Origin of the sequence: Pedobacter heparinus DSM 2366, from assembly GCF_000023825.1 — a bacterium.
Classification (GTDB): Bacteria; Bacteroidota; Bacteroidia; order Sphingobacteriales; family Sphingobacteriaceae; genus Pedobacter; species Pedobacter heparinus.
Genome location: NC_013061.1, coordinates 5,033,218 through 5,045,567, shown reverse-complemented (window position 1 = coordinate 5,045,567; position 12,350 = coordinate 5,033,218). Strand labels below are relative to the sequence as shown.

Below are 12,350 nucleotides of genomic sequence, written 5' to 3'. Positions count from 1 at the left end.
TTAGATAATGGCTAAATCTATTATAAAAAAATGATTTATCCTGCCTATTAAAGGTTTTTTACCCGCTTTGACTCAGCCATTTCCACATTCTCTTTTACTCTGAACCTTGTCAGTTCTCCTATCAATGTTAGTGGTAAAGGACTGTCGTTGGGCAGCTGAATGGCCGATTTACTGACTTTATATACGGATAATTCCTTTTTAAAGGCTTCGTATACTTTAGAGGGTGGTATAGAAATGGAAATGTGATGGGTATAGGCGGAGTAAAAGATCAGCATACCCTGTAGTTTAAATGCGGGTATGTTGTAGCTGATCATTTCTTCTGCATCGGGTGCATTTTCCTTAATGACCTGCCTGATGTCCTGTAACCGTGATTGTATGTCTTTGGAAAAAGTGCCGATGTATTCGTCAACTGATGTAAATTTTGTTGTAGCCATATGGTTCCGTTTTTATTGCTAAAACAAATATCGCTTGGATTTTTGATATCTGAAGGGGGGATTAACGACAATAGCAGGGGCATATAGCGTAATTGCTTTTTTATAGTGTAGGTTTGATAAAAAAAGCCATGGATGAATTAAGACACAATATCAACCCTAACGATTTAACGGAGCTCCATAAAGCCTCCGACCCGGAAGCTGCACTTAAAGTTGGAGAAACTGTTGAATATGATGAAGATTATAGTGCTGCAATGCCCTCGCTGGACCGATTCAAAAAATATCTGGACCGGTTTTATGAATATAAACTGATCAGGGGAAAAGAACAGCCGCTTGATTTTCCGCTTTACAAGATCACTGCAATTAAATGAGCGCTGAAATAAAAATAGAATTTTGTAATTAATAATGATTCTAAAAATAAATTACTATTTCTGTTTTTTACGAATGAGAAAGTAATTGGTTAAGTTTGAAAGAAAAACGATTATGTATCAGATTTTAAAAAGCGCACACTCGGGCTGGCGTTACCTGGTTTTAATTTTACTGGTGATCGCTCTTATTCAGGCACTTTCAGGCTGGCTTGGTAAAAAGCCATATACAGAAGGAAACAGAAAACTAAATGTTTTTACATTGATTTCCGCGCACATTCAGCTCTTATTAGGTTTGATCCTCTACTTTATGAACGACTGGTATAAGGTTGATAGCAGTATTGCCCTTGGCCGTTACTGGAAAATGGAACACATCAGCATGATGATTTTTGCTGTTATATTGATTACTGTAGGAAATGCACGGTCTAAAAAAGGTACAGATGCAGTAGTAAAACACAGGTCGGTAGCACTTTATTTTGGCCTGGCACTCCTCTTAATTATAGCTGCAATTGTAGCCATGGTTAATGCCGATCCCTCGCGGTCTTTCTTCGGTGTTTCATAAAAATTATAAAATTAATTTTGGTTTGTTAGATTTATTTATATTTTTGTGACACATGATTAACAATATACACACCTGGCAATGGCGTAGTACTTCTCAAAAAAGTCTAGTCGCAGCTTTGTGTACCTTATAGTTTATCAACCTAAACCAAACCACATTGAGAACCCGACGTAGACCACACGTCGGGTTTTTTTATATGATTAATTTTTAAAAAGACCCTGAACCGGATTCAGAATAATGATGCATATGAGTAATTACATAATTAAAACAACTTACAAGAAAAGACTGGCAGATACGACCACACCGGTGAGTATTTATTTGCGCCTTCGGGATGTATTCCCCAATACAATTTTGCTGGAAAGTTCTGACTACCATAGTCGTTCCAATTCGGTAAGCTATGTTTGTGCCGAGCCCATAGCCGGTATTGTTTTGCAGGATGGCCTGCTTTCAACCTATTTTCCCGATGGTAAAAAAGAGGAAAAGAAGGACTTTACGCTTACGGCAGAAATTGATGCCTTTAAAGCAGCATTTAAGCCGGATGTAGTGGATGATACAAGATACATATCCAGCGGCTTGTTTGGGTATTTTACCTGGAATGCCGTACAGGAGTTTGAAGACATTAAATTTACTGCAAAATCGCCAAAGGATCAGGAAATTCCAATAATGCAATACCATATTTACCGGTATATTATTGCAATAGACCACTTTAAAAATGAGGTCACCCTGTTTAAAAATACCTTTAACGGGGATGATAATGAAGATCTTGAAAAGATAGAATACATCATTCAGAACAAAAATTTTCCGGAATACAGCTTTAAAACGGATGGAGAAGAGCATTCGAACCTGAGTAATGAGGGTTTTATGGAAATGGTAGAGCAGATGAAGAAGCACATTTTACGCGGCGATGTATTCCAGATTGTGCCTTCCAGGGCCTACAATCAGGGCTTCCTGGGGGATGAATTTAATGTTTACCGTTGCTTAAGGTCTATTAATCCATCACCTTACCTGTTCTATTTCGATTATGGGAGTTTTAAACTTTTTGGTTCTTCTCCGGAAGCCCAGATCACCATAAAAGATAATGTAGCCAATATTTTCCCGATTGCAGGTACGTTTAAGCGGACGGGAAATGACGAGGAGGATGCAGAACTGGCGCGGAAACTGGAACAGGACCCTAAAGAAAGTGCTGAACATGTGATGCTGGTAGATCTGGCCAGGAATGACCTGAGCAGGCATTGCAGCGGGGTTGAGGTGAAATCATTTAAAGAAGTTCAATACTATTCTCACCTGATCCACCTGGTGTCTAAGGTAAGTGGTAACCTGCAGCCCAATGTATCGGCCTTTAAGGTAGTTGCCGATACTTATCCGGCGGGAACATTAAGCGGAGCCCCTAAATACCGGGCCATGCAACTGATTGATGAGTATGAAGGTTTGGGACGTAATTTTTATGCCGGGGCCATTGGATACATGGGCTTTAACGACCAGTTTAACCATGCCATTATGATCAGGACTTTTATGAGTAAAAATAACCAGTTGTATTACAGGGCAGGGGCAGGTATAGTGGCCGATTCTGTTGCTGTAAACGAACTGAATGAGGTAAATAACAAAATTGCGGCCTTGCGCAAGGCCATACAGATGGCTACAGATATTTAAGAAAATGAACAACGAGAGCATACAAAAGAAAGTATTGGTTATTGATAACTACGATTCGTTTACGTATAATTTAGTGCACCTGGTGAATGAACTTGGCAGAGATGTAGAGGTATGGAGAAATGATAAATTTGAGCTGGCAGATGTGGCAGAATATGATAAAATAATCTTGTCACCTGGTCCGGGTATTCCTGAAGAAGCAGGCCTGTTGCTGGATGTGATCAGAGCGTATGCCCCAACCAAAAGTATTTTTGGGGTTTGCTTAGGCCAGCAGGCCATTGCGGAAGCTTTTGGAGGTACTTTGCTGAACCTGGGCCGCCCAATGCATGGCATTGCTACACCTATTACAGTTTTGGATAAGACAGAACTGTTGTTTAAGGATTGTCCTGATACGATCAATGTAGGACGGTACCACTCATGGGTAGTGAGCAGTGAAGGCTTGCCGGATTGTTTTACTGTAACCGCTACGGATGCCGATGCAGAGATTATGGCCCTGCACCACAATGATTTTGATGTACGTGGGGTTCAGTTTCACCCGGAGAGTGTACTTACGGAGTATGGAAAACAAATGATGAAAAACTGGTTAGCGCATTAGATATGACTATTTTAGATAAAATTGTAATTCGTAAAAAGGAAGAGGTAGCACAGGCAAAGCAGGTCGTTTCTGTTAAACAGCTTGAATCCGGCCTGCACTTCAACCGTGATCCTTATGTGTTTAAAGATTTTTTACTGGCCCCGGACAGGACCGGGATTGTTGCGGAGTTTAAAAGGAGATCGCCATCTAAGGGCATCATTAATGATCGGGTAACTGTTGAAGAGGTTACGCAGGCTTACGCTGCGGCAGGGGCCTCGGCCCTATCGGTTTTAACAGATGTTGATTTCTTTGGCGGCCATGCCGACGACTTGCTGGCAGCAAGGGCGGCAAACAGAATTCCTGTATTGAGAAAGGATTTTATGATAGATGAATACCAGGTACTGGAAGCAAAGGCACTTGGGGCTGATATTATTTTGCTGATTGCTGCTATTTTGACACCTGCAGAGATCAGAAACCTGTCGGCCCTGGCCAAAAATCTGGGATTAAATGTATTGCTGGAGGTACACGACCAGGAAGAGCTGCAGCGCAGTATTTGTAAAGATTTAGATGCGATTGGTGTAAATAACCGTAACCTGGCCGATTTTACAGTGAATATTCAAACTTCTTTTGAACTGGTGGAGCAGATACCGGATGAATTCATGAAGATATCGGAGAGTGCCATAAGTGCAGTTGAAACCATAAAAGACCTGAAAAACGCAGGTTTTAATGGTTTTCTGATAGGGGAGAACTTTATGAAAACCACCAATCCGGGACAGGCAATGCGCGACTTTGCCACACAATTGATCTCGGTATAACTTTTGTATCTTTGTATTTTACATGGGAAGACAGAAATATTACGATACAGCGGTTAAGCAGGAACGGGCAGTACTTGTTGGGGTAATCAGGCCTGGTGAAAAGCCTGAGGAAACCAGGGAGTATCTGGACGAACTAGCGTTTTTAGTGGATACTGCAGGTGGTTTGGTGGAGCATGAATTTACCCAGAAAATGCTGAAGCCAGACCGTGCAACATTTGTGGGTACAGGTAAACTGGAAGAGATACAGGCTTATGTTAAGTCGGAAGAGATTGACATGGTTGTTTTTGACGATGAGTTATCACCGTCGCAACTTAGAAATATAGAAAAGGAACTGCAGGTTAAAATATTAGACCGAAGCAATCTGATTCTTGATATTTTTGCCGGCAGGGCACAAACTGCACAAGCCAAAACCCAGGTAGAGCTGGCGCAGCTGCAATACTTACTGCCCCGGTTAACCCGTTTATGGACCCACCTGGAACGTCAGAAAGGGGGAATCGGGATGCGAGGGCCTGGTGAGACGCAGATAGAAAGTGACAGAAGGATGATCCTGGAAAAGATATCTCTTTTAAAAACACGGCTGAAACAGATTGACCGTCAGAATGAAACACAACGTAAAAATCGTGGTCAGCTGATCCGGGTTGCATTGGTAGGATATACCAACGTGGGCAAATCGACAATCATGAACATGCTTTCCAAGTCGGAAGTATTTGCTGAAAACAAACTTTTTGCCACACTGGACACTACTGTTCGTAAAGTGGTGATTGAAAACCTGCCCTTTTTGTTGTCTGATACCGTAGGGTTCATCAGAAAGCTGCCGCATCATCTGGTAGAGTGCTTTAAATCTACACTTGATGAGGTAAGGGAAGCCGATATCCTGATTCATGTGGTGGATGTTTCCCATCCTAATTTTGAAGACCAGATCAATGTGGTAAATGAGACACTAAAAGACCTTGGTGCCCGTGATAAGGATACGATTATGGTATTCAATAAAATTGATGCTTATGTAAGTCCTGAGCCGGACCATGAAGATGAGGAAAAGATCGTACTTACTTTGGACGACTTTAAGAAAAGCTGGATGGGGGCTGAAAATGCACCCGCTCTATTTATTTCCGCCCTGCACAAAGAGAATTTAGAAGAATTCAGGCAATTGTTATATGGTAAGGTGCTGGCTATGCATACTGAACGGTATCCTTATGATAAGTTGTTATATTAATTAATGCCGTTAAAGAAGAAAGAGAAAAATTATGGAAAGTAAACGTCAACAGAAATTTGCCGGTGTAATACAAGAAGAGTTAGCTGCTATTTTTCAACGTGAAGGATCAGCTTATTTACCGAATACACTGGTTACCATTACTAAAGTTCGTGTTTCTCCGGATCTGGCGGTAGCAAAAGTTTATCTAAGCTTTTTAAATACCAGCAATACCACCCTTTCTGTTGCCGAGGTAAATTCTCATTCCGGCGAAATCAGGTATAAGCTGGGCGCCCGCATCCGCCATCAGGCCAGGGTGGTTCCAACACTTACTTTTTTTGTGGATGATACCAATACGTATGTGGAACAGATGGACAAGTTGTTTGACAAGATTTCGAGAGACCGCGAAGAAAGCGGAGCGCGTGAAGAAAGCGAATAAGCCCTTGTGCTAATTTCTTTTTAAAATGTGTAAATTAGTGTATGACAAAGATCCTGATTGCATTTTTTGTACTGTTGGTACCTGCAGTAAGTGCCCAGCCGGTTATAAAGGGTGGGCTGGAAGCCTTTGTTACGGCAAATAACATTTATCCCCAGTATTCTTTGCAAAATTGCATTCAGGGTACTGTCACGATCAGCTTTAAGCTCAGCAAGAGTGGTCATGTCTATTATTCAAAAATTAGTTCGGGCATCGGTACAGACCTGGATGATGAGGCCTTAAGGCTGATCAGGCTGAGTAGTGGCAAATGGACTGTACCTGAAAACCATGATACAACTGTGTTTTTGGTAGCCCCTATGAAATTTACATTATCAGGCTATAACTGTGCCGATAAGGATCCCCAGGAAATTAAACGGGCAATTGCAGTTTATAAGTCGAGCGAAGCACTGGCCAATTCAATTCAGAACTTTTATAAGAATAAAGAAAAGGGCGACATTAAAGCGGGGGAAGAAGCCCGTTTTATTGCCTTAAAGCGGGAATTGGGTTATGATGATGCTTATTTTAAGGAGAGAATAGCAGATGGGCTTAAAAAGATACAGCAGCAGGACAAACAGGGAGCCTGCGAAGACTTTCTTTTTGTAAAATACATGGGATCTGACCTGGCGGATGAAATGCTGGAAAAGTATTGCAGATAAAAGGGGTATTATGGTGCAATGATGTGGATGGCATCTTTAACGATGTGCGCTTTAATGTTGTTCAGTTTTCCTATATATTCTCCGTCGACCTGGAAATGGGCCTTATGCCGGGTTTTAATACTGAGATTGGTAGTTTGGAAGGACTCGATGTTTTTTGGATTAAAAGGCAGGTTGGTAAACTTTAGTTTAAGTATTTCCATGAAGGAGTATTCTTTAACAAGGATGACCTCAAAAAAGTCATCATCCAGTTGCCCATCAGGATTGATCTTAACTCCCGTACCATACATAGTGGCATTGGCTATAACCACCATGGCAGCCTTTGAGTGAATGGTTTTATCTTTGATCTTAAATTCAACTTCCATTTTATAATGATTCCAGAGGGCTGTCCAGGCTGCTTTAGCATAGGCAAGCATTCCGCGTTGCGGCAGGGCATCAAATTTCTTTACCAGGTAAGCATTAAAGCCAATGTCGGCCAGATGGATACAGAGCTCGCCGTTTACAATAACGGCATGTATCTTTTTAGCCGGGGCATTTATGGCGATATCAAGCGCTTCTTCTATTCTGGAGGGGATGTTTAGTTCGCGGGCCATGCCATTGGCAGAACCAGCCGGAATAATGCCTATTGGTATGTTGGTTTCCAGTACGCACTCTGCAACCAGTTTTAAGGTGCCATCCCCACCTACGGCAATTACCCTATCGGCCATCGATTGCTGAATAACACCCTTGATCTTAGTTAGAGAACAGTTTTTTGTAAGTTTGTAAATCTCAAAATCCTGTGTTTTTTCGGCAAAATAATTGCCAATGACCTCGCTGAAGTTTATCTCTCCACTTCCCGAGCCAGGGTTCACAATAAACAGCAATTTTAATTTGGAAGTCTTTTTATGCATCAGTAAATATCTAATAGCAAAAACAACTGCTGCCCTACTCTGTTTTAATTATTAATGAATAAATCTGTCAGCGTTAAAGTATATCATGGTTACGGGCACACGCACAATCTGGTTGTATACGGACATGTATTCCGTTTTAAAGCCCGAACGAGACAGATTTATAGCAATAATCTTTTTGTTAACATTGTTCACCTGCTAAAACTATTTATTTTAAAGCCTTATCCTTACGTTAAAGTTAGGTTAACTTTTAAAGGGCAGCAGGTATACAACACAACCGAATATGATGGGTTCTTTAAATTTGAATGGGCGGCTATTGAAAATGTTCAGGCAGGCTGGCATAGTGTTAAAGTTGAGGCATTGAATGATCATGGTGTTGTGATGGCAGTAGGACACGGACAGATATTTGTACCTCATATTACCCAATATGCTTTCATTTCAGATATTGACGATACGGTAATGGTTTCCCATTCGGCAGCCATTGGAAGAAGGCTAAGAGAGCTGTTTATCAAAAATCCGAGGACGAGAAAAACTTTCCAGGATACTTACACGCTCTATAAATCGCTGTCACTGTCACATACCAGCGCTGATCAGCCAAATCCTTTTTTTTATGTTTCCAGTAGTGAATGGAACCTGTACGATTACCTGGTAGAAACCTTCAGGTACAACAAGTTACCTGAAGGTGCATTTTTACTGAACCAGATCAAGCGTTGGAAAGACCTGATCAAAACAGGTAAAACAGGCCATCAGGGTAAACTAATGCGGGTAATGCGGATTCTGGATGCTTTTCCCAACCAAAAGTTTGTTTTTCTTGGCGACAATACCCAAAGCGATCCTGCTATTTATACAGCTATAGCAGAAAAGTATCCTAAAAATATTGAAGCCGTCTACATCAGGAATATCCGTAAAGAAAAGGAAGCCCTTACCTGTGAGTTCCTGAAAAAAATTGAGGCCCGGAACATCAGGACCTGCCTTTTTGAAACGAATGAGGAGGCCATAACGGATGCCCTCAGTGCGGGACTGATCTAATGTTTCGAATTTGTAAAAGAACATAATGGAGATAATTTTTTAGTGCGTAATATTGTAAATGGTTTTTAAGTTAGACGATCAAACAATCGTTTTTCCAGCCCCGGATCTTGCAGATCCCGATGGGTTACTGGCAATTGGGGGCGATCTGAGGCCCGAAAGGCTTATTTTAGCGTATAAAAATGGAATTTTTCCCTGGTTTAGTGAGGGGGATCCGATCTGCTGGTATGCGCCCGCTGAGCGTTGTGTGATTTTTCCTGAAAATGTAAAGGTGAGCAAAAGCATGGACCGGATATTTAAGCTTAAGCTGTTTGAAATTACCTATGACCAGGCGTTTAAAGAAGTGGTGGAAAATTGTGCCATAATTAATAGAAAAGAACAGGATGGCACCTGGATTACGAAGGAAATGCAGACCGCTTACCTGGATTTACATCAGCGTGGGCATGCACATAGTGTAGAGGTATGGCAGGATGGGCTACTGGTTGGGGGCTTATATGGAGTACAGATTAATCAGGTTTTTTGCGGGGAAAGCATGTTTAGCAAAGCAAGCAATGCTTCTAAGGCGGCTTTGATCTGGCTTTGTCGGTACAAGGACTTCAATGTCATAGACTGCCAGCTGCCAAACAATCATTTAATGAGTTTAGGTGCAGAAATGATCAGCAATGGACGTTATCTTAACTTATTAAAGACTAATTGAGCAGCTCACTAATGTCTTCTTTGCTCAAGGATTTAAAAAAACTCTCTTCTGTAGTGATCAGCGAGCTGGCCAGTCTTTTTTTACGGTTTTGTAAGGCAAGTATTTTTTCCTCTACAGTATCTTTTGCAATGAACTTATAGATGAAAACCTTTTTGTCCTGGCCAATTCTATGGGTCCTGTCAATGGCCTGCTGTTCCACAGCAGGGTTCCACCAGGGGTCAAGAATGAAAACATAATCAGCTTCGGTTAAGTTCAGACCTACACCTCCGGCCTTAATAGAAATCAGAAATACTTTTAATGCGGTATTCTTCTGGAAGTCGGCAACAATCTCTCCCCGGTTTTTTGTGGCACCGTCCAGGTAAGCGAAGGAAATGTTTTCTTCTTCAAGGTATTGTCTGAAGATATTGAGGTGTTTCACGAATTGAGAAAAAATGAGCACTTTATGCCCTCCTTTAAGCACATTGTCTAAAGTATGGACCACGTTCTCAAACTTACCCGAATCTGAAGTATAGGTTTCATCTATCATTACGGGGTGGTTGGCCAGCTGACGCAGGGCCGTTAAGCCCTGTAAAAGCTGGACTTGTTTTTTTGCATAAGTGCCGTCATCCATGCTGTTGAGCAAATCATTTCTATAGGCTGATTTGGTTTTTTCATAATAAGCAGCCTGGTCTTCACTCATGTTACAATAAAATACCTGTTCGGTTTTAGGGGGAAGTTCAGATGCCACCTGCTCCTTTGTTCTGCGGAGCACAAAAGGCTTAATGATGGCCTGTAATTTCCTGGCTTTTTCTTCGTCTTTTTTCTTTTCAATGCCCTGCACATATTCTTCGTTGAAGAAGGCCTGTGTACCCAGTAATCCGGGATTTAAGAAGGTTAGCTGTGTCCACAGATCGCTGACCGAGTTTTCAACCGGTGTACCACTTAGGATTAGCCTATGCCTGGATTTAAGGGCCCTTACCGCTTTAAAAGATTTGGATGAAGGATTTTTGATGTTCTGGCTTTCATCCAATATAATATAACTGAAATAAAAGTCTTTAAGCACCTCTATGTCAACCCGGGTAATGCCATAAGTTGTAATAACGATGTCGAAGTCAGAGAAACGGGCAACATCCTTATTCCTTGAAGTGCCGGTATGTGCGTGGATCTTTAACTTTGGTGTGAATTTTTTAGCCTCATTTAACCAATTGTAAATCAATGATGTGGGCATCACAATAAGTGATGTGCTGTGTTTAGACTGCTCCAGGTCTTCTTCTTTTAGTTTCTGTAACATGGCCAGCGTTTGTATGGTTTTTCCCAAACCCATGTCGTCAGCCAGGCAGCCACCAAAATTATATTCCCTTAAAAAACTAAACCAGTTGTACCCGGCCTTTTGGTAAAGCCGCAAATCGCCCTTAAAGTTAAGGGGCATCTCTGTATCGGCAATATTCTCAAAGTCGTTCAACCTTTGCAGCTTCCTGCTCAGGGTGATATTGGCGATGCCGTCTTCAGCCAGTTCATTGATCAGGCCGATATGATGTTTTTTAAGTTTTAATCCTTTGCTACCATCCGAAAGACTAAACAAGCTTCCATATTGGGTAAACCATTTGTCTGGAATAATGGCAATTGACCCATCTGGTAAAAGAAACTCCCTTTTTTTGTGCAGAATATGGTTTTTTAATGAAATGAAAGGAATGGGGTGCTCGCCAAAATAAACAATGGCATTGATGTCAAACCAATCGTTGTCTTCCTTAATGTCAAAGCTGATCTTATTTACGGCAAATAAAAACCTTTTGGTTCCACGGTGCTGCTCTATTTCAAAGCCCTCAGCCTGTAGTTGTTCAAGGTGTTCGTTTACCCAGTTGATGATTGCATAAGATTGGTCTTCCTCCATTTCTGCAGGGATTTCCAGGTGATGGTAAAGCGTGCTTGTTTTTTTAAGACCAAGACTTAAAAGATAATTGAACTTCTGTTTTTCCCAGACCGCGTCTCTTTTAACCCGGGTAAAAACATAATTGTCCTGTTCCTTATGAAGGTGTACAGTTACTTTTTTCTCGCTGCCCATTGCAAAAGCATGCTCTCCGTATTTAAAGTTAAGCTGTAGCTGAGAAATCCCGGCATCTACATAAATTACCTTTATAACGGGTATAGGCTCATGCTTTTCTGTCCGGATATCAAAGCCTTCGGCATAAACGTGGTATTTCTCTATCAGGGGAGCCACAAACTTTCCGAAATAGGCATCTTCTGTCGCTTTAGGAATGGTGATGTAGCGCTTATTCAGAAAAGGGAGAAGTTTTTTACCTTCAATATCCTGTTCAAAAAAATAAAGCATATCATTAAGCAGGAGCCAGGAAGGTTGGTTGCTGATCACCTGAGCATCTTTAAACATGAAATCGATACGTAATCCCTGGTATTTAATGGTTGGAAAATAGCGGGTCTCTATTTCATTTCTCCTGAAATGAAACAATACAGTTGAAGGTTCTGTAGCAATATCAATCTTTCTTTCCGCGGGCCATCCATCCTTGTCCATGAGGTATAAGGAGCCTTCAGTTTTTAACATCTCCAAAACTTCGGATAATTTCTTTTCAATTTTTGGACGAACATTATCATAGAACTTGTCATTGAAAAACTTGCTGAAAAATTCTACCGGTCTGATCGCTTTTTTGTGAAATTTCTTGATAATGAAGTCCTGCTCCGTTTCGTCCAGAATTTTGATGAGTTTAAGATCAGTTTCTGTCAGATGTTTGGTGAATTCTTTTGCAGTATGTGAAAAAATACGCTGATAGGTTAAGGAAAAGTCGCCCTGCGGATTTAACTGTACAATATGGGGCTCAATCAAATAGCCCAAATATGCATGTTTACATAAAGAGTATACAATTTTGCAGGGTTTGGCACTATCTACACGTAACATTGGCAAGAGATTAAAACAATCAGAGGATAAGCATTTAAAAATCTCTAAACTTACATCAAATTGAAATGCTTTCAAATAAAATTGCGCTGTTTTTTTAACTATTTAACGAAAGACTGATCAGTATTCGTTGCATTGATGTCTTTAT

The 12,350-nt window shown here is 41.0% G+C and carries 13 protein-coding genes; 10 read left to right on the top strand and 3 right to left on the bottom strand.

Annotated features, from left to right (window positions below; all coding sequences use genetic code 11):
- Positions 1-47: 47 nt before the first annotated feature.
- The gene (locus PHEP_RS20810; RefSeq protein WP_015809972.1) at positions 48-434 is read right to left on the bottom strand and encodes an iron chaperone; all 387 of its coding nucleotides are present in this window, start codon (positions 432-434) and stop codon (positions 48-50) included.
- Positions 435-562: 128 nt separating this feature from the next.
- On the opposite strand from PHEP_RS20810, the gene PHEP_RS20805 reads away from it, so the two are divergent.
- From PHEP_RS20805 to PHEP_RS20770, 8 genes are all read left to right on the top strand, one after another.
- Positions 563-802 (top strand): hypothetical protein, encoded by a 240-nt coding sequence (locus PHEP_RS20805; RefSeq protein WP_015809971.1) that lies wholly within the window; start codon positions 563-565, stop codon positions 800-802.
- Positions 803-914: 112 nt separating this feature from the next.
- Positions 915-1,358, top strand: coding sequence for a hypothetical protein (locus PHEP_RS20800; RefSeq protein WP_015809970.1), 444 nt, complete (start codon positions 915-917; stop codon positions 1,356-1,358).
- A 243-nt stretch (positions 1,359-1,601) separates the two neighbouring features.
- Positions 1,602-3,005, top strand: a complete 1,404-nt coding sequence (locus tag PHEP_RS20795; RefSeq protein WP_036675333.1) for an anthranilate synthase component I family protein — start codon at positions 1,602-1,604, stop codon at positions 3,003-3,005.
- A 4-nt stretch (positions 3,006-3,009) separates the two neighbouring features.
- Positions 3,010-3,597, top strand: a complete 588-nt coding sequence (locus PHEP_RS20790) for an anthranilate synthase component II (RefSeq protein WP_015809968.1) — start codon at positions 3,010-3,012, stop codon at positions 3,595-3,597.
- Positions 3,598-3,599: 2 nt separating this feature from the next.
- Positions 3,600-4,391: an indole-3-glycerol phosphate synthase TrpC gene (gene trpC / locus PHEP_RS20785; RefSeq protein WP_015809967.1), complete on the top strand. Its 792-nt coding sequence runs from the start codon at positions 3,600-3,602 to the stop codon at positions 4,389-4,391.
- Between the two features lie 22 nt (positions 4,392-4,413).
- Positions 4,414-5,604 (top strand): GTPase HflX, encoded by a 1,191-nt coding sequence (hflX, locus tag PHEP_RS20780; protein ID WP_015809966.1) that lies wholly within the window; start codon positions 4,414-4,416, stop codon positions 5,602-5,604.
- Positions 5,605-5,635: 31 nt separating this feature from the next.
- A complete protein-coding gene (gene rbfA, locus PHEP_RS20775) occupies positions 5,636-6,019 on the top strand; it encodes a 30S ribosome-binding factor RbfA (protein WP_015809965.1) in 384 nt (127 codons plus the stop codon).
- Between the two features lie 41 nt (positions 6,020-6,060).
- A complete protein-coding gene (locus PHEP_RS20770; protein ID WP_015809964.1) occupies positions 6,061-6,711 on the top strand; it encodes a TonB family protein in 651 nt (216 codons plus the stop codon).
- A gap of 8 nt (positions 6,712-6,719) precedes the next feature.
- Here PHEP_RS20770 and PHEP_RS20765 read toward each other — a convergent pair whose 3' ends face one another.
- Positions 6,720-7,598 carry a diacylglycerol/lipid kinase family protein gene (locus PHEP_RS20765; protein WP_015809963.1) on the bottom strand — a complete coding sequence of 293 codons (879 nt, stop codon included), beginning with the start codon at positions 7,596-7,598 and terminating at the stop codon, positions 6,720-6,722.
- Positions 7,599-7,652: 54 nt separating this feature from the next.
- On the opposite strand from PHEP_RS20765, the gene PHEP_RS20760 reads away from it, so the two are divergent.
- A complete protein-coding gene (locus PHEP_RS20760; RefSeq protein WP_015809962.1) occupies positions 7,653-8,624 on the top strand; it encodes an App1 family protein in 972 nt (323 codons plus the stop codon).
- Positions 8,625-8,682: 58 nt separating this feature from the next.
- On the top strand, positions 8,683-9,318 hold the full coding sequence (gene aat / locus PHEP_RS20755; protein ID WP_015809961.1) for a leucyl/phenylalanyl-tRNA--protein transferase: 636 nt from the start codon (positions 8,683-8,685) through the stop codon (positions 9,316-9,318).
- Here aat and PHEP_RS20750 read toward each other — a convergent pair.
- Positions 9,311-12,205, bottom strand: a complete 2,895-nt coding sequence (locus PHEP_RS20750) for a DEAD/DEAH box helicase (RefSeq protein WP_015809960.1) — start codon at positions 12,203-12,205, stop codon at positions 9,311-9,313. The two genes, aat and PHEP_RS20750, sit on opposite strands and share 8 nt — an antisense overlap.
- Positions 12,206-12,350 lie beyond the last annotated feature (145 nt).